General features: G+C 72.1%; 14 protein-coding genes. 3 read left to right on the forward strand and 11 right to left on the reverse strand.

Translation table 11 applies throughout. The features are described from left to right. Positions 1 to 25: 25 nt before the first annotated feature. From EBM89_RS21145 to wecB, 3 genes are read left to right on the forward strand one after another with little or no spacing between them, the layout of a single operon-like run. Positions 26 to 862, forward strand: coding sequence for an ABC transporter permease (locus EBM89_RS21145; protein WP_158609565.1), 837 nt, complete (start codon positions 26 to 28; stop codon positions 860 to 862). After that, positions 849 to 1,766, forward strand: coding sequence for an ABC transporter ATP-binding protein (locus EBM89_RS08065; protein ID WP_122148931.1), 918 nt, complete (start codon positions 849 to 851; stop codon positions 1,764 to 1,766). The genes EBM89_RS21145 and EBM89_RS08065 overlap by 14 nt, the downstream gene beginning before the upstream one ends. Then, positions 1,763 to 2,908, forward strand: coding sequence for a non-hydrolyzing UDP-N-acetylglucosamine 2-epimerase (wecB, locus tag EBM89_RS08070; protein WP_233571622.1), 1,146 nt, complete (start codon positions 1,763 to 1,765; stop codon positions 2,906 to 2,908). The genes EBM89_RS08065 and wecB overlap by 4 nt, the downstream gene beginning before the upstream one ends. 48 nt (positions 2,909 to 2,956) lie before the next feature. Here wecB and EBM89_RS08075 read toward each other — a convergent pair whose 3' ends face one another. From EBM89_RS08075 to EBM89_RS08125, 11 genes are all read right to left on the reverse strand, one after another. Then, complete coding sequence (locus EBM89_RS08075) at positions 2,957 to 4,954, reverse strand: DUF6270 domain-containing protein (RefSeq protein ID WP_122148932.1); 1,998 nt, start codon at positions 4,952 to 4,954, stop codon at positions 2,957 to 2,959. Beyond that, positions 4,951 to 9,789: an FkbM family methyltransferase gene (locus EBM89_RS08080; RefSeq protein ID WP_147463486.1), complete on the reverse strand. Its 4,839-nt coding sequence runs from the start codon at positions 9,787 to 9,789 to the stop codon at positions 4,951 to 4,953. Before EBM89_RS08080 ends, EBM89_RS08075 begins: the two co-directional genes overlap by 4 nt. Then, positions 9,786 to 11,039, reverse strand: coding sequence for a UDP-N-acetyl-D-mannosamine dehydrogenase (gene wecC, locus EBM89_RS08085; protein ID WP_122148934.1), 1,254 nt, complete (start codon positions 11,037 to 11,039; stop codon positions 9,786 to 9,788). Before wecC ends, EBM89_RS08080 begins: the two co-directional genes overlap by 4 nt. A gap of 46 nt (positions 11,040 to 11,085) precedes the next feature. Next, entirely contained in the window at positions 11,086 to 12,924 is a 1,839-nt protein-coding gene (locus EBM89_RS08090) for a glycosyltransferase family protein (RefSeq protein ID WP_233571623.1), read from the reverse strand. Positions 12,925 to 13,010: 86 nt separating this feature from the next. Then, positions 13,011 to 14,021, reverse strand: coding sequence for an LCP family protein (locus EBM89_RS08095; RefSeq protein ID WP_199732031.1), 1,011 nt, complete (start codon positions 14,019 to 14,021; stop codon positions 13,011 to 13,013). A gap of 196 nt (positions 14,022 to 14,217) precedes the next feature. Then, positions 14,218 to 14,706 carry a hypothetical protein gene (locus EBM89_RS08100; RefSeq protein WP_122148937.1) on the reverse strand — a complete coding sequence of 163 codons (489 nt, stop codon included), beginning with the start codon at positions 14,704 to 14,706 and terminating at the stop codon, positions 14,218 to 14,220. After that, positions 14,703 to 15,065, reverse strand: coding sequence for a response regulator (locus tag EBM89_RS08105; RefSeq protein ID WP_122148938.1), 363 nt, complete (start codon positions 15,063 to 15,065; stop codon positions 14,703 to 14,705). Before EBM89_RS08105 ends, EBM89_RS08100 begins: the two co-directional genes overlap by 4 nt. Positions 15,066 to 15,132: 67 nt before the next feature. Further along, positions 15,133 to 15,585, reverse strand: coding sequence for a chemotaxis protein CheX (locus EBM89_RS08110; protein WP_122148939.1), 453 nt, complete (start codon positions 15,583 to 15,585; stop codon positions 15,133 to 15,135). Next, positions 15,582 to 15,965 (reverse strand): response regulator, encoded by a 384-nt coding sequence (locus tag EBM89_RS08115; RefSeq protein ID WP_122148940.1) that lies wholly within the window; start codon positions 15,963 to 15,965, stop codon positions 15,582 to 15,584. The genes EBM89_RS08110 and EBM89_RS08115 overlap by 4 nt, the downstream gene beginning before the upstream one ends. Next, positions 15,962 to 16,969 (reverse strand): CheR family methyltransferase, encoded by a 1,008-nt coding sequence (locus EBM89_RS08120; protein ID WP_122148941.1) that lies wholly within the window; start codon positions 16,967 to 16,969, stop codon positions 15,962 to 15,964. The genes EBM89_RS08115 and EBM89_RS08120 overlap by 4 nt, the downstream gene beginning before the upstream one ends. Continuing rightward, positions 16,966 to 17,662 (reverse strand): CheB methylesterase domain-containing protein (locus tag EBM89_RS08125; protein WP_147463487.1); only part of this gene is annotated, 697 nt, incomplete at its 5' end. The genes EBM89_RS08120 and EBM89_RS08125, both read right to left, overlap by 4 nt.

Here is a 17,662-nt window from a genome sequence, read left to right on the forward strand (position 1 = left end):
GACCCGGCGTGCGGTCAGGACCGAGGTGGTCGACGGGAGCCAGCTCGCCCCGGTCACCCAGCGACCTCCGCTCCGCGAGTACCTGGGCCGGTTGTGGGAGCGCCGCCACTTCATCCGGGCCGACGCCCGGGCGAAGGTCGTGGCCGGTTCCCGGGGCACGCTGCTCGGCACCGCCTGGTTGGTGCTGCGCCCGGTCCTCGACGCTGCCGTCTACCTCGTGATCTTCGGGCTCGTGCTGCGCGCGGACCGCGGGATCGAGAACTTCCTCGGGTACCTCGTGATCGGGACCTTCATGTTCCAGTTCACCTCTCGTTGCCTGAGCACCGGCGCGCAGTCGCTGATCAGCGGGAAGGCGCTGATGAAGTCGTTCGCGTTCCCCCGCGCCGCACTGCCGGTCGCCACCGTGGTCCGGGAGACGATCAGCTACGGACCCGTCCTGGTGGCGATGGTCGCGATCCTCCTGGTGCTGCCGGACTCGCCCGTGCTGAGCTGGCGGTGGGCGCTGGTCCCCCTGGCGATCGCGCTGCAGGTCGTCATGGGCCTCGGGCTGGCCCTGCTCGCGGCGCGGCCGACCGCGCGCGTCCCCGACCTCCAGCACATCATCGGGTTCTTCAGCCGGTTCTGGCTGTACGGGTCGGCGGTGTTCTTCTCGTACGAGCGATTCGTGTCGCACCCGCAGGTCCTCGAGCTCGTGCAGCTCAACCCCATGTTCCGGGTCCTGGAGATCACGCGGGACTGCCTGCTCTACGGCATCACCCCGGGTGCGGAGGCCTGGGTGATCCTGGGCGCGTGGGCCGGCGCGCTCCTGACGGCGGGCCTGGTCGTGTTCTGGCGCGGGGAGGAGCGCTATGGCGCCCTCTGACCGGTTCCCCGCCGAGGTGCAGGTGGCGGTGGACGACGTGCACGTCCGGTACCGGACCGCGTCCGACGACGCCACGCTGCGCCGCGGCCTGCCCCGTTGGCAGCGCGCCGCGAACCGGCTGGTCGGGCGGGAGCCGACCGTGCTGGTCCGCGCGCTCGCCGGGGTCTCCCTGGTCGCGCGCGCGGGCGAGGCGGTGGGCGTCGTCGGTCTGAACGGCTCGGGCAAGAGCACGCTGCTGCGGGTGATCGCCGGGCTCGAGACCCCGCACCGTGGACGCGTGCGTGCCCGCTCCGCACCGGTCCTGCTGGGGGTGAACGCCGCCCTGCTCCCCGAGCTCTCCGGCAGCCAGAACGTCCGTCTGGGGTGCCTCGCCATGGGGATGACCCCCGACGAGGCCGAGGCCGCGTACCCGCAGGTCGTCGAGGTCGCCGGGATCGGACCGTCGATCCACCGCCCGATGAAGACCTACTCCTCGGGGATGGCGGCCCGGCTGAAGTTCGCGATCGCTGCCGCCTCGGACCCGCAGATCCTGCTCATCGACGAGGCCCTGGCCACCGGGGACGCGGCCTTCCGCGAACGCAGCGAGGAGCGCATGAACCACCTGCGGCGGCAGGCCGGTTGCGTGTTCCTGGTGAGCCACGCCGCGAAGACCATCGAGGAGACGTGCACGCGAGCGATCTGGCTCCACCGCGGGCACGTCGTGACGGACGGACCCGCCTACGACGTCGCCCAGGCCTACCGGTGGTGGGCCTGGAACCTCGCCAAGGGGCAGACCGAGACCGCGGCGTCGCTCCTCGAGGACGCCTTCCGCCAGGGGACCGACACCCGCGTGGTCCTGGCCCCGGAGGACGCGGGCAGCGCCGTCCCCCGGCACGCACGACTCCGATCCGGAGGTTCCGTATGACCCTGCGCGTGATGACCGTGTACGGCACCCGACCCGAGGCCATCAAGTGCGCGCCGGTGGTGCAGGCACTGGCCGCATCCCCCGACTTCGAGGGGATCACCGTGGTCACCGGGCAGCACCGCGAGATGCTCGACCAGGTCAACGAGCTGTTCGGGATCGTGCCGGACCACGACCTGGACGTCATGAGCCACGGGCAGACGTTGAGCGGGATCTTCGCCCGCGTCCTCGACGGCCTGGATCCCCTGCTGGTGAGCGAGCAGCCCGACGCCGTGGTCGTGCAGGGGGACACGACGACGTCCACCGCGGCGGCGCTCGCCGCGTTCTACCGCGGGATCCCCGTCGTGCACCTCGAGGCGGGGCTGCGCTCCGGTGATCTCGCGTCCCCCTTCCCGGAAGAGGGAAACCGGCGCCTGACCAGCCAGATCGCCTCGGTGCACCTCGCGCCGACGACCACCAGCCGGGACAACCTGGTCGCGGAGGGCGTGGATCCTGACCGCATCGTCGTCACCGGGAACACGGTGATCGACGCACTGCTCGACACGGTGCGCCGCGGACTGCCGTTCGCCGACGGCGCGCTGGAGGACGCCGTCACCTCAGGGCGCAAGGTGCTGCTGGTCACCACCCACCGGCGGGAGAACTGGGGCGGTGCGATGCAGGGGGTGGGACGCGCCGTGGCCCGTCTCGCACGTGACCACGAGGACCTGCTCGTGGTGCTGCCCGCCCACCGCAACCCCGTGGTGCGGGAGGCGATCCTCCCCGAGCTGTCGGGCCTGCCCAACGTCGTCGTGACCGAGCCGCTCCCGTACGGGGAGTTCGCACGGCTGATGTCCGAGGCCCACGTGATCCTGTCCGACTCCGGCGGTGTGCAGGAGGAGGCGCCGTCTCTCGGCACCCCTGTGCTCGTGATGCGGGACACCACGGAGCGACCGGAGGCCGTCGCCGCGGGAGCGGTCCGGCTCGTGGGCACCGACGAGGAGACGATCGTCTCCGAGGTCGGACGACTGCTGCGTGACGCCGAGGCGCACGCCTCGATGGCGACGGCCGCGAACCCGTACGGCGACGGGACCGCGGCCCGGCAGAGCCTCGACGCGATCCGGGCGATGGTGCCGGCGCAGCGCGGGCCTCAGGGTTCCCCGTCCTGAGTGCCGTGTCGCGTCCCCGCCCCGCTGCGGGTGGGTACGCGACAGCGTTTACCGGGCCGTCTCCCCGGGCGCCGCAGCCGGGCTGAGATCCGGCGCCTCGCGCTGCTCGACCCGGTCGAACGCGGAGACCAACGACGTCTCGAACAGGTCCCGAGACACGGGGACGTGTCCCTCCCCGAGGTCCACGGGAACGACCCGCACGCGACCGTCGGCGGAGGTGCCTCCGGTGGTCGAGAGCCCGAACACGGCAGCGAACGGCTGGCAGTGCTCCTGGACGTGATGTGTGTCCCCCTGGTTGATCACCAGATCGACCAGGTTGGACGTGCCCAGCTCGTATCTGCGCGTGACATCCACGCGCTCCCGCACCCGCGGGTCCGACTGCGGCTCGTCACAACCGAAGACGGTCCGCGCGGCACGTTCCCAAGCCGCCCGGTTGTAGCGCCAGAGGATCGTCTGCGGCGCGAAAGCCACCGCGATGCTCTGAGGTATCCGCGCCGCGAGCTGCAGGGCCGCGAACCCACCACCGCTCCCTCCGGTCACGGCGAGCGCGCTCGCCGAGCTGGCATCTCTCATGCGCGACGTCAACGCGTGGACGACGTCGAGCAGGTCGTCGTCGGCGGACCCGAGGAACCAGCCGAGCCCGAGGTCCGGATCTCGCACGAGTGTGGCGTCCGAGACCAGCAGGAACGACCAGGCAGCCTCCTTCTGCGACGTGACGCGCTCGAAGTACGGGTACTCGGTGCTGGCCCTGTCGACCGCGCCGTGGAATCCCACCGCGAGCCTGCTGCTGCGGCGCACCCCCGCCATCGTCCACACGCGCACCTCGCCGTCGTCCACCGGGTACAGGGCCACGACGCCACGCGCGGGGGCAAACCCCTCGACGGGCGTGGGCTCCGCGATCGGGAGCTGGTAGCGCGGGTGCCACCCCGCCACGTGGAGCATGCCGCCATCGGCATGACGGTCTGCGCGCGCGACCCGCGCAGCCCCGACAACCAGTGCCGCACCCGCCAGGCCCGGCACCCCGCTGACGTAGAACCGGATCGCCTCGACGGGTGCTCCCTCGGCGGTCTGTCCCCGGACGTCGGTGAGCAGCTCGCGCGGAACCGCCAGTCGCAGCACCTCGTCTTGTTCGACAGCAGAGAACATCATGCGGTGGTACACCCCGCGGGACACGGTGCCGACCGCGACGTACCGGAGGCTCGCCCACCCGACGAGGCACACCTCGATCTCGAGCTGGTCACCGTGAGCGGTGGTCGGGATGTCGACCACGTGCCGGTCCCCGGGACCATCGAACGCCCACTGGTGCCCGTGCGCAGGACCGTCGCTCGGCGCCACCTGCGCCAGGCCCGCTCGGAAGTGGTCGTAGAACGACGGCACCAGGTGGAACGGTGAGGCGCCCCACCTGTGCTCCCGCGCCGCGACGAGGTCACGCGAGCGAGGCTCGACGAACTGGTGCTCCGACAGGTCCTGGCGCATCCGTGCGTAGAGGCGGGCCAGGAAGGCGTTCGCAGCCGCGATGCGCTCGTCGGAGTAGATCGCTGGGAGCGGACCCCCGTCGTCGACCTCCGATGCCCACCGCGCCGCGTTGACCCGGAGGTCCGCACGCCGACCTCGGGCGTCCAGCACACGGAGAAGGCGCTCCCAGCCGGCTTCCCACAGCCGGAAGAACTCGTCGCTGCCCGACCGGATTCGCCGGCCCGCTGGCGGAGTGGTGACGCGGCTGAGCTCTGCGGACCACGTGCAGAGCGCCCCGGAGGTCGGGTGCTCCAGCAGGTCGAAGCGTTCGTCGACCGGGTCGTACACCACCAGCTCGCTGTCGTCCGTCGCCAGGAGCACCGGTAGCGACTTCCGCAGGTCCTGCTCGACCATGCGCCGCTGGAACGCGGACTCGATCCCCTCCAGGTCGACGTCGTCGAACGGCACCGCCCCGAACGCGCTCGCCAGTGACGTCCGCGCGTAGTAAGTGCTGATCTGCCACCGGTCGGCGTCCTGAGGGCCGAAGGCGTCCCGCGTGACGCAGCTGCCGACGATCGCGACCCGTGTCATGCGCCCGCCGACCGGGGAGCGATCAGCTCGATCTCGGTCGAGATCACGGCACGGGCAGAGGACTGCCGTCCCACCCGGGCTGCGGCCGCAGCAGACATCCGGCTGAACTCCTCCGGGTCACGGACCAGTGCCAGGACGCCGTCCGCCATGGCCCGGGCGTCCTCCGCCGGAGCGAGGATCCCGCACGTGCCGTCCACGAACTCAGGGATCGCCGCGACGTCATTCGTCACCGGGACCAGGCCAGACGCCATGGCCTCGTCGCGGGACACTCCATGCGTGTCCATCCGGGTGGGCACGAGGAAGATGCCGTGCTCCGCGTGGAGGTCCACGATCTCGTGCTGGCTGAGGAACCGGCGGTCGAGTACGACGTTCGGCAGGTGCTTGATCGGCGCGAGGGTCTCGTCGAACAGCGGGCCGTCACCGACGAACCGGAACCGCAGGCTCGCGAACTCCGGCTCGTCCCGCAGCATGAGCACAGCCTGCACCGCCAGGTCGTTGGCGTACGTGCGCGACGCGTACGGCCGGATCGACAGGATCGCGAACCGGAGACCAGGATCCTTGACCTGGAAGCGGAACAGGTCCGTGTCGATCGGGTTGTGGACGATCGCGTACCGGGGCTCGTCGAGCTCGACCCCGACGTCGGACATCACCTCGTCTGCCAGGTACCGGGAGACGAACACGAACCGCACCCCGTCCCCCGGGTCCTGGAAGACGGAGCGCCAGAACGCGAGCCGGGCGTCGCTCTTCGCCTTCTCCGCCTCCAGCTCGTCGTCGCTCGTGATGTTGTACGCCCGCCGCCACCACGGCTGGACCTCGGACCCGTGGATCCAGATGACCACGCGGGTCCCTGCAGGACGGTGCTGCAGCGCGGCCCACATCGCGGGGTCGAGGAAGTGCACCATCACGACGTCGTGCCCCCCGGACTGCAGTACCGACGACAGTGCACCAGCCGAGCCGGTCACGACGTCGATGCCCTCGAACTCGCGGTACCCGATCGACGCGCCCTCGCTGAGGCAGAAGACCTCGCAGTCGAGCCCGCGCTCGCGATAGCTCCGCACGCGCGAGTGCACGAAGCCGTTGCGGTAGAGATCGGCGTACGAGGGGTAGATGTTCGTGAGCACGAGCGCGCGCGCCCGCGGCAGGACGACCGCAGGTTCGGTGTCGCGGTGCCCCCACGTGACGCCGGCCAGCTCGGCGGAGCCCGACCCGCGCACCCGGATCCCGAGTTTGACACCCGTGGCGTCAGCGGGCACGGGGACGACCGTGTTGACGTGGCTCCGCACCACGGTCGAGCCGAGCCTCGTCTCGTCGTCGTCGTAGAACACCAGCGCGAGCTGCAGGTCGAGCCCGGTCGAGGTGTCGACGTGCACCGCCCCGGACGAGATCCATGCCGGCGCCAGGGGGACCATCTCGGTCGCGTAGATGTAGTCGTGCACGTTGTCGTCCAACCCAGCGGAGACGCGAAGCCCTGTGACGCCAGGCTCCAGGGTGATGCCGGCCCTGCTCGAACGGTGGAAGAGCGCGGCGAGCTCGGTCCCGTACAGCCCCCTGGACTCCGTCGTTGCCGGCGGCGCCGGGCGGACCCGCTCCGCCGCGCTGAGGAGATCGGACAGCTCGACCCCGTGGTCGACCACACGCCCGTCGACAGCGGCGGCGACCTGTTCGTCTCCGGCTGCCGCGCAGTAGCTGAGCCGGTCGATACTGGTCTGAGGGCCGAGGTCCGACGCTCCGTCCTGGCGGATCAGCTCCAGCAGGTCGTGGGCGACCAGCTGCCCACAGCTCGTGACCCTGATGACCGAGCGGCGCACCCCGAGTCCTTGCGTCAGCCGGTACTCGGTCCCGCCGACGAGCTCGACGCGATGGTCTCGCCACCGGTGGTAGCGGCTCTTGCCGATCACGGGGGACGACGTGTACCGGGTCGCCAGTGCGAGGTCGACCAGGTAGTCGGGCCCGTAGTAGTCGTCTCCCTCGAAGCAGGCGACGAGCTCGGCGTCGCCGGCGAGGTCCTGGACCCGCGCACCGGCATCGCGCTGCGGCGCGAGCCGCACCCGCCCGTCCGCGACGTCGCGGCCCAGGAGCGCGTCGTCGACGAAGACGGTGGCCCGCCACTCCTGGTGGTTCTGCCGACCGAGCGAGTGCAGAACCCGATCCAGCGCCGGCTCGTCCGCAGCGGTCGCGACGACGTGGACGCCGATCGACCAGGGCTTCCAGTCCTGCCCGGTGACCCGGGACCACAGGTAGGCGGCTCGGTCCGCGTAGGTGTGCTGACGCATGACGTTGCGCAGTCCGGCCAGACGGAGCTCGTCCACGGCGCCCGACTCGGTGATGCCACGCAGCCGTCGCTCGGCCTCGAGCCCGTCATCCGTCGTCACCACGAGGTCACCGAAGAGGACCCGAGCTGCGCGGGCGTAGTTGCTGACAGTCAGGGTGTTGGACGCCAGCAGCTCGAAGACCCGTCGCGCCAGCATCGTCTGGGACTGCTTCACGGAGTTCAGGTTGACCGCGAAGCGGTAGCCCCGGTAAGCGTCTGCCACCTCGTGAGGGGCCAGCGTCCCGACGATCAGCTCCTGGTACTCCTCGGGGAAGCGGTAGGCCTCGTCCGTCCCGCCGAGGTTGCGGTCGAAGATCTCGACCGGCCGCAGCGCCGGGAGCGCCCGCACGAGGCTGGCCAGATCCCGCGTTCGCTCCGGGTACCTCCGGTAGTAGGCCCCGGCGAACACGAAGGCGTCCCGCCGGTCCTCGCTCTCGATGGGGTGGTGCTCGGCCGGCTGCGCCGCGAACGGGAGCAACCAGACACGGTCGTGCCCGAGTGCGGCCTTGTAGTGCTCGACACGGTCCAGGTCCGTGGTGAAGACGTGGTCGAAGAGCCCGGCCGCGTTGAGGAACGTCGTGTAGTGCACGGGGTCTTCCTTGTTCCAGAAGACGCTGGGAACCCCACGGACCCGGCACCACTCGACGATGGCCCGCAGTTCCGGTCCGGCACGATGGACCATGTTGTGCCAGCTGCCGTCCTGGCCTCGCCACGCCGACTCGACGAACAGCAGGTCAGGTGAGGCACCTGCCAGCTGCTCCTCCCACCCCTCCGGAGTCAGATCGACGAGGTCCCACTCCGGTGCGAACGACAGCCGCGTGAACTCGTCCATGATCGCCGCCACCCGCAGCCGCCCGCCGGGCTGGCGCACATCGGCCGCCACCGGTGTGGCCGTCCTGACCGGCGCGCGCGGGTCGCGCCCATCGGACGCAGCCGGATCACCTGCGCCGCGGGTCGGCGCGGCAGGCTCGATCTGCTTCGGATGCGACGTGCGCGATGAGCGCGCGAGGCGAGCGAGCGCGAGAGGAAGCCGCAGTGCCGCCCCCACCGACGACGACGCGCGTCGGACCTCCTGCCCCGTCCGGAACGTCACGCTGCCCCGAAGTCGGCGCAGGTCGGCCTCGCTCGCCGCCGCACGGATGCGGGCTGCGTCGCGCTGCTGGGACAGCGTCCGGTTCTCGTCACGGAGGAGCTGGACGCGCAGCGCTGCCTCGTCTGCTGCCTGCGCCGTCGATCGCTCCAGGGCGACGCGGGCGGCCCGCTCGCGTTCCACCTCCTGCGACACCTCCGAGGCCGCGCGAGCCGCCACGTCATGGGCGTCGCGCTCGCGCTCCGCGATCTCCTGGTGTCGCTCGAGCGCACGCTCGAGCTCGGCGATGCGGCTCGTCGCGCGCTGCAGCTGCTCGGCGGCGTCCCGCCTGTCCGTCCGCGCCTGGAGGGTCGCTCGTCCGAGCGCGCTGCTGGCCGCCGACTCCGCCTCTCGCGCGGTCTGGAGCGCACGACGGTGGTCCGCGACATCGATCCGGGCGCGCTCGCGCTCGGCTACGGCACTGCCCTCCCGCTCCGACGCCGCGCGACGGGCCTGCTCCGCGTCGGTCAGGCGCTCACGGAGCTCGAGCTCCGCGTCCTGGAGCGTCCGCTCGGTCTCGGCCGCGGCGTCGCGGACCGTGGTGAGCTCTGCCTTCGCCTGCGCGTACGCGGCGGTCAACGCGCGGTACTTGGCATTGGTCTCCGCGAGTCTGGCCTTCGTCGCTCCGAGCTGATCGACCGCTTCGAACCGTTCGCGCAACGCGCGAGCGATCGCGCGGTCGAGGCGCTCGACCTCGGAGAGCCGCTCCGCCGGCTCGATCCGGAAGGTCGGCGTGGCGTTGAACTCGTCGCACAGCACGTAGTGGTGCGCAGCCGCCCACCGGTCGAGCTGGCTGAGGTCGTCGCGCGTCCGGCACTCGACGTAGATCGAGGGGCGGTGCGTCGCGATCATCGACTCAGCCCCGCGAAGGACCTCCACCTCCATGCCCTCGACGTCGATCTTGACGAGGGTCGGCGGGCCAGGCAGCACCTCGTCGTCCAGGCGCACCACCTCGATCGGCCCGGTGCCGAGACTGATCGACTGCCCGCCCAGGTTCTCCGGGGTCTCCTCGGCGAAGGTCCCGACCCCGGCCGCCTCTCCGACGGCGACCTGGCGGACCGACACCAGGTCGTCCAGACCGTTCAACCGCACGCTGCGGCGCAACGCGGTGACGAGGTGACCGTTCGGCTCGTAGGCGACGACCGAGCACCCGACGGTCGCCGCCAGGTACACCGTGTGGTTCCCGACGTTCGCACCGAGGTCGAGCACGACGTCGCCCGGCCCGAGCCTGCTCGCCATGTCCTCGAGCATCGCCTGCTCGTACGGCAGACCCGTGCTCGCGATCTTCCCCTGGATGTAGTCCGTCGCCGCATCGGGCACCGACAGCCGGAAGCTGGAGCTTCCGGACCGGACCACGACCGAGCCGGAGGTGTCGTCCTCGCGGGCGTCGGTCACCGCCACACCCCGCGCGTGTCGATGACGACCTTCTCGCGCAGGCGGAGGCGGCGTCGGTCGGCCGCCTTGAACTGCGTGTGGTCGACGAGCAGGACGACGATGTCGGCCTCACGCACGGCTTCCTCCAGCGGCTCGAGGGTCACGTTCGGCAGCTCCGCGAGGTCGCCGGGCAGCGACTCGATGTTCGGTTCCACCGCGGCGATCTTCGCACTGGGCAGGGCCGACGCGAGCCGGGAGACGATCGCTCGGGCGGGCGACTCGCGCAGGTCGTCGATGTCGGGCTTGAACGCGAGACCGAGCGCGGCGATACGGGGCTCGCGCAGGCGCTCGGCCTTGGCGACGACGCGGTCGACGACCAGCCCGGGCTTGGCGTCGTTGACCTCGCGGGCGGTGCGGATGAGTCGCGCCTCGTCGGGCGCGGACGACACGATGAACCACGGGTCGACGGCGATGCAGTGCCCACCGACGCCGGGGCCGGGCTGCAGGATGTCGACCCGCGGGTGGTGGTTCGCGAGCTCGATGAGCTCCCAGACGTCGATGCCGAGCTTGCCGCAGATGACGGAGAGCTCGTTCGCGAACGCGATGTTGACGTCGCGGTAGGAGTTCTCCACCAGCTTCGCCATCTCGGCGGTCACCGCGTCGGTCGTGACGATCTCGCCCTGGCAGAAGGTCGCGTAGAGGTCCTTCGCGCGTCGAGCGGCCTCGGTCGTGAGGCCGCCGACGATCCGGTCGTTCGTGACCAGCTCGACCATGACCCGCCCGGGCAGCACCCGCTCGGGGCAGTGGGCGACGTGCAGCAGCGGACGCCCGCCGGTTCCGTCCAGGCTGAGGTCGGGACGGGCCGCGAGCAGGCGGTCCGCGAGGTGCTGGGTCGCACCCGGGGGCGAGGTCGACTCCAGGATCACGAGCTCGTCGCCCCGCAGCTGCGGGGCGATCGCGTCGGCCGCCGCGTCGATGTACGCGAGGTCGGCGGTGTGGTCGTCCTGGAACGGCGTGGGCACGGCCACGACGTACACCTCGGCCTGCGGCGTCTCACGCTGCGCCCGCAGGCGTCCCTGGGAGACCGCGCCGGCCACCGAGACCGACAGGTCGGGCTCGACGAACGGGACCTCGCCGCGGTTCACGGCCTCGATCGTCGACGCGTTGACGTCGACGCCGATCACGTCCGCGGCATGGGTGGCCAGGACGGCGGCGGTGGGCAGGCCGATGTAGCCGAGACCGATGACGGCGACGGTGGGACGGTCGGACACGGTGGAGGACCTCTTCTCGGGCGACGTGCGTGGGTGGGTGGGGGGGTCAGACGAGGACGTGCGGGAACGGGTCGGGTCCGACGACCTGCACGTCACCGCTCGCGAGCAGCTCGGTGTCGGTCGCGGTCCAGGTGTGTGCTGCGCCCCCGGCCGCGCGCACCTGGACGAAGTTGAAGCGGTCGGCCGAGTACACGCGTCCACCGGCCGCGACGACCGCGTCCAGGAACCCCGTGTCCTCGCCGCGGGGCCGCGCGGGGAACGGCGTGCTGCGCAGGACCTCACGGCGCGCGACGATCGTCGGCCCCGAGACGCGGTCGCCGAACCGGTGCTCGCGGCCGGGGGACCGGAGCACCGTGACGCCCGGGCCGCGCAGGTGCAGGTAGTGGGCCTGCTTGCCGACGACCTCGGCGCGGCTGTACGCGAGCGCCGCTGCCTGGTCCGCGAGGTACGCCGGTCCGTAGAGGTCGTCGTCGTCGATCTTGGCGAGCAGGTCGCCGTCGGCGGCGTCGGCGAGGAGGTTGAGGCACGCGCCCAGCGGCACCTCGGCGGGTGCCGCGAGGACGACGACGTCGGTGAGCCCGCGGTCGGCTGCCCGGGCCCGCACCTCGGCGGCGGGCAGGTCGACGCCGTGCGCGAGGAGGACGACCTGCAGGTCGACGTCGGTCTGCTGCCCCAGGGTGCGCAGCACGTGGTCCAGCTGACCGGGGCGGCGGGTGGCCACCAGCGCGGACACCCGTGGACGGGTGCCCGTGACCGTGGCGTCGGCCCGTCCCACCGCCCGGAGCACCGCGTCCACCCGGTGGGAGTACGTGTGGCCGGCCCAGATGCGGCGTTGCGCCCGGTGCACCATGCGGTCACGCAGCTCGGCGTTGCGTGCGAGTGCACGCAGCGCGTGCTCGGCCTCGTCCGGACCGGCGACCTGCACCACCTCGTCCGCACCGAAGACGGCGGAGACGGCCGGGCTGGGGGTGCTGACCACAGGGGTGCCGGAGGCCGTGATCTCGAAGATGCGGCGCGCGCACATCGTGGGTGACCCGACCACCGTGTTGACGTTGAGGAACACCTTGTAGGCGCGGTACGCCGTGAGCATGCGGGGGTAGGTCAGGGAGCCGACCACGCGGGACGCGTACGGCTCCGGGAACTGGTAGCGCGCGTCGCCGCCGAGCTGGCGGGAGAAGATCTCCAGGCCCGTGGTCATCCGGGACCCGGCGCGCAGGGCGGCACCGAGCAGCAGGTCCATCTGGGCGCGCCGCTCCGGGTGCCGGTGCGCGAAGTACATCCCGGCGAACGCGATGTCGCGCTCGTGGTGGCCGTCCCCGTGCCGGACCGGGTGGTGCAGCGCGGGCTGCGCGGCGAACGGCAGCACGTCGACGCGGTCGTGCCCGAGATCGCGTCGGTAGTCCGGCAGGCGGTCGGCGTCCGTGGTGAACACGTGGTCGAACAGCCGGGCGGACGCGAGGAAGTCGGCGTAGTGCGCCGGGTCCTCCTTGTTCCAGAACACCGTGGGGATCCCCCGCTCGTGGCACCACGAGACGAGCGCCGCGAGCTCGGGACGTGGCGCGGAGTCGCCGGCGAGGTGGTACCGCCAGGCACCGTCGTTGCCGTGCCACGCGGACTCCACGAACAGCAGGTCGACGGGCTCCCGCTCGAGGGTCGCCCTCCAGTCGGTCGGCCGCACCTCGACCTGCTGCCACTCGAACCCGAGCGCGAGCCTGCTGAAGTCGTCCAGCACGACGGCGACGCGCAGGTCTCCCCGGCGGAGCGGCGCGCCCGGCACCGCGAGCTCGGGGAAGGTCAGACCGTCCCGTCCCCGCTGCGCCCGGACGTCACCGCGCTCGGCACCCGGCGGCCGCTGCCGTGCGCGCCACCGACGCCACCCGGCCACACCGCCGGTCCGCAGGTGCCACAGCCCCCGTCGCCACGTCGCGACGCGATTCCCCGCACTCTCCCCCGATGCCCCCACGTCGGTCGCTACTCGACCACGGGCGGCAGCACGTCGACGAGATCGGAGCGTGTCGCGAGGAAGGCGTCGACGGCGTCGTCGCGGACGGAGGTCATGAGCTCGTCGAGCGCCGGCTGGTCCAGCACGACGATGCTCTGCGCGCCGTCCGGGCTGCGGCCGGTGCCGTTGGTCGGCACGGTGAAGAACGCGATGTCGTTCGACCCCAGGTTGCGTGCCATGTTCTGCAGCTGGGACATGACGCCGTCATCCAGGCCCGGGTCGGTGGCGACGGAGTCGCCCACGGCGCGCAGGAACGGAACCGACTTCACCGGGTTGGACAGCGTGCCCTCGTTGCGCATCCGCGCGACCATCGCGCGGATCCACGCCTGCTGACGCTGCACCCGGTCGAAGTCGCCGCGCGCGAGGGTCTTGCGCTCGCGCACCCAGCGCAGGGCCTGCTCGCCGCTCAGCAGCTGGTGCTTACCAGCCGGCACCGTGGTGCCGCCCACGGTGAGGTCCGTGTCGAGCGTGATCCGCACGCCACCCATCGCGTCCGTGATGGCGACGAACGACTCGAAGTCCGCGATCGCGAAGTGGTCGATCCGGACACCGGTCAGCTGCTCGACGGTCTGGATCATCAGCGGCGCGCCGCCGTAGGAGAACGCCGCGTTGATCTTGGCCTGGCCGTGCCCCGGGACGTCGACCCAGGAGTCGCGCGGGATCGACATGACGTACGCCGCTTCGCCGTCCGCGGGCAGGTGCACCAGCATGATGGTGTCGGTGCGCTGCGCACCGGCCTGCCACTGCGACGGGTCTCCCGCGGAGATGCGGCTGTCGGAGCCGAGCAGCAGCAGGTTCATCGGCGCGTCCCACTCGTCCTCGGCCACGTCCGCCGGGGCGGTGGCGGCCGGCGGACGCGTCGGCAGCGCCGCGAACGGGTCGTCGATCTTCTCGACCCGCCCCGCCAGCCACTGCTGGATGCCCCAGACGCCGCCGAGCCCGATGCCGGCGAGACCGACGAGCAGGCACAGGCTGATCACGAGCGCACGGCGACCTCGGCTCGTCGTCGAGCGGGCACGCCTCGATCGGCGGGTGTGGGAGCGCATAGCAGAAATCCTACGGTCGGGTGAGGGGGTAAACACCCAACAGGGTGGCAAATGGGTGAGCCCCGGCGGAAGATCCCGCCGGGGCTGCCATCCCATGTCGCCACCCACCCACGACCTAGGGCCCGGGTGGTCAGATGACGAGCACCGAGGCGGTGCCCTTGCCGTAGCCCGGGACCTCGACGGTCAGGTCGAGGCGCCGCACGTACGCCAGCACCCACTGGGCGACGTCGGCGGGCAGCGGCTCGCGCGGGGCGTACCACTTGTCGAGCTTGAGGTGCGGGGCGTCCCCGACGTTGAACAGCGCGGCGGTCACGTTGAGGATCTCCGCGGCGTTCTCGGCCAGCGTCGAGGGCAGCTGCTCCTCCTCGGCGGCGGTCTGCGCCGTGCGCGCGGGCACCAGGGCGATGGACGCCCCGAGGTGCGCGGCGAGCGGCAGGTCGAACAGCACGAGCGCCGAGAGCTTCATGAGCCGGTCGACGTAGACGCCGACGAGGGCGCCGCCGTTCAGCACGGGGTCGACCATCGGGCCGCCGGTGGCGACCTCGACGTCCCGACCGATGAGGCCCTCCCACAGCTCGCGCACCTCGAGGGCGGCGGGCAGCGGGGTCTGGTCGCTCATGCGAGCACCGGGTCGATCGCCTCGCGGAACGTGTCCGCGGTGAACGGCTTCGCGATGAGGAACAGCGCCCCGGCCTCGTCGGCGAGGGTCCGCATCTCGTCCGAGCCCTCGGACGTCACGAACCCGAACGGGGTGCCGAAGCCCTCGGCGCGCAGGGCGCGGAGGAAGTCGATGCCCGTGAGGTTGGGCATGTTCCAGTCGGACAGGACGACGTCGGGCTCGTCGGCGCGGACCGCCTCGAGACCCTCCTGGCCGTCGGAGGCCTCCCGGATGTCCCAGTCGTAGCCGGCCTGGCGCAGCGTGCGGATCACGATCTGCCGCATCACCCGGCTGTCGTCGGCGATGAGCACGCGGATCATGCTCGTCACTTCCCTTCGGTGGCGGGTCCCGCGACGGTGGACGCGGGGGAACGGGGGTCGGCGTGGGTCACTGGAACAACCAGACCACGACGACGATGGAGCGGCCACGCCAGTCGAGGCGCAGCTCGTGGGTGAGCGAGGTCCCGGGGACCTCCGGGAGCACGGTGGCGACGACCGGCAGGCTCAGCGAGCCCTGGGTCGGGAGCAGCGCCTTGACGTTGCCGCCGACGACGTTGGCGACCTCGCCGAAGGCGTCGTTCAGGTCCTCGGGACCGACCGGCTCGTCGGCGCCCATGCCCAGCAGGGCGCGGGTGAGCTCGTGGGCGGTCTCGAGGTCCGTGGTGACGGCGGCGCGACCGGCCAGCTCGCCGTGCACGTCGACCCAGGCGACCAGCGGCTCGGCGGCGACGGGCAGCTCGCCGTCCCAGGGGCGCAGGTAGCCCGGCTCGCCGTCGATCATCGCGGAGAAGACCTCCTCGGCGATCGCGTACACCTGGTCGTGCTCGACGGCGGCGGTCATACGTGCTCCTCGGCAGGGATCAGCCCGAGCAGGTCGAGCTTGTCGCGGATGGCGTCAGGGGTGAACGGCTTGATCAGGTACTCGTGGGCGCCCGCCGCGAGGGCGCGCACGATCTGGCCGTGCTCGCTCTCGGTGGTGACCATCATCAGCGTGATGTCGCGCCAGGCGCTGTTGGCGCGGACCCTCGTGACGAAGGTGAGGCCGTCCATCACGGGCATGTTCCAGTCGATGCAGGCGAGGTCGACCTCCTCCCCGGACTCCAGCAGGTCGAGGGCCTGCTGGCCGTCTCCCGCCTGGAGCGTGGTGAACCCCAGCTCCTCCAGGGCCGCCGAGACGATGCGTCGCATCGTCCTCGAGTCGTCGATGACGAGGGCTCTCATCGCGTCACTCCTTGTTCGAATGCCGAGCCGGTGGGGCGCGTGCGCGTCGGGGGGAAGGTGGTCGTGGTCGTGCTCGCCGTGACCGGCCGGGCGAGGCCCGGGCGGGTGGCGGGTGCGAAGGGCGCCGGGGTCGTTCCCGGGACGACCCCCGCGAGGGTGCTGGGTGCGGGGCGCGGGCTGGGGACCGCACCGGCCTGCACGGGCCGGTAGACCGACCCGCGGTCGACCGGCACGCGCTCCCAGTCGTGGTCCACGCCGATGGTGGTCTCCGCGGCCCCGAGGACGAGGAACCCGCCGGGCCGGAGCACGCGGTGCACCCGGGACAGGATCGAGCGCTTGGTCTCGAGGTCGAAGTAGATGAGCACGTTCCGCAGGAACACGATGTCGAACGGGCCGTGCGGCGGGAGGTCCAGCAGGTTGTGCTGCTGGAACGTGATGGTGCGGCGCAGCTCCTCGGCGATCTGCCAGTCGTGGCCGTTGCGCGTGAAGTAGCGGACCATCATCGGCGCGGGCAGGCCGCGGTTGACCTCGAGCTGGGAGTACCGGCCGGAGCGGGCCTGGGCGAGCACCCGCTCGGACAGGTCGGTCGCGGTGATGTCGAACCGGGCCCCGGGGCCGAGCACGTCGGACAGCGTCATGGCCAGCGAGTACGGCTCCTGCCCGGTGGAGCAGGCCGCCGACCAGACGCGCAGCGTGTCGAGCACCGGCCGCTCGGCCCGCAGCGCAGGGACGATGTGGGTGCGCAGCGCGCTGAACGGGGTGTTGTCGCGGAACCACGACGTCTCGTTGGTGGTGAGGGCGTCGACGATCTGCGTCAGGTCGGCCTCGCGCTGGGCGGCGCGGACCTCGCGGATGTAGGCGTCGACGCCGGGGTGGCCGGCGTCGCGGGCGATGGGCAGCAGGCGCGACTCGACGAGGTACTCCTTGCCGGTCTCCAGCTGGATGGCGCTGCGTCGGCGGACCACGTCGGCGACGAACGCGAAGGTGTCCTGGGTCAGGCTCACGGCCGACCTCCGATCGGGGATGCGGGGCGTCCTGCGCGGGCGAGGACGGACTCGAGGGTGGGGGCGACCTCGCCCAGGGGCAGCACGCGGTGGGCGAACCCGGCGGACGCGACGGCCCCGGGCATGCCCCACACGACGCTGGTCGGCTCGTCCTGCACGAGCACGGTGCCGCCGGCGCCGACGACGTCCTCGCACCCGGTGCGGCCGTCGGCGCCCATGCCGGTGAGCACGACGGCGAGCAGCTGCCCGCCGAGCTCCCGGACGGCGGAGCGGAACAGGACGTCGACGGCGGGCCGGCAGAAGTTCACGGGCGGGCCGTCGGTGAGCTTGGCCCGGAGCATCCCCGCGGAGCGGCTGAGCTCGAGGTGGTGGTCGCCGGGCGCGATGTACACGGTGCCGGGCTGCAGCAGGTCGCCGTCGGCGGCCTCGACCACCGTCGCCGGTCCGAGCCGGTCCAGGCGGGTGGCGAGCTGCCGGGTGAACACCGGCGGCATGTGCTGCACCACGAGCACGGGCACGGGCGGCGGGGCGGACAGCGACCCGAGCACCTTGGACAGCGCCTCGGGGCCGCCGGTGGACGAGCCGATGATGATCGCGCTGACCGGGTGCGGGGCGGGCGCCGTGCGGGGCACGACGGTCCGGCGCGCGGCGACCGGGGCGGGGGCCGCGGCGGCACCGGCGAGCGGGCGGCGG

Source organism: Cellulomonas triticagri, from assembly GCF_003696205.1.
GTDB classification, from domain to species: domain Bacteria; phylum Actinomycetota; class Actinomycetes; order Actinomycetales; family Cellulomonadaceae; genus Cellulomonas; species Cellulomonas triticagri.

Excerpts from the sequence above, each read along its gene's own strand:
- EBM89_RS08115 (WP_122148940.1), bottom strand. The coding sequence starts at position 15,965 with ATGAGAGCCCTCGTCATCGACGACTCGAGGACGATGCGACGCATCGTC.
- EBM89_RS08075 (WP_122148932.1), bottom strand. The coding sequence starts at position 4,954 with ATGACACGGGTCGCGATCGTCGGCAGCTGCGTCACGCGGGACGCCTTC.
- EBM89_RS08100 (WP_122148937.1), bottom strand. The coding sequence starts at position 14,706 with ATGAGCGACCAGACCCCGCTGCCCGCCGCCCTCGAGGTGCGCGAGCTG.
- EBM89_RS08105 (WP_122148938.1), bottom strand. The coding sequence starts at position 15,065 with ATGATCCGCGTGCTCATCGCCGACGACAGCCGGGTGATGCGGCAGATC.
- EBM89_RS08065 (WP_122148931.1), top strand. The coding sequence starts at position 849 with ATGGCGCCCTCTGACCGGTTCCCCGCCGAGGTGCAGGTGGCGGTGGAC.
- wecB (WP_233571622.1), top strand. The coding sequence starts at position 1,763 with ATGACCCTGCGCGTGATGACCGTGTACGGCACCCGACCCGAGGCCATC.
- EBM89_RS08110 (WP_122148939.1), bottom strand. The coding sequence starts at position 15,585 with ATGACCGCCGCCGTCGAGCACGACCAGGTGTACGCGATCGCCGAGGAG.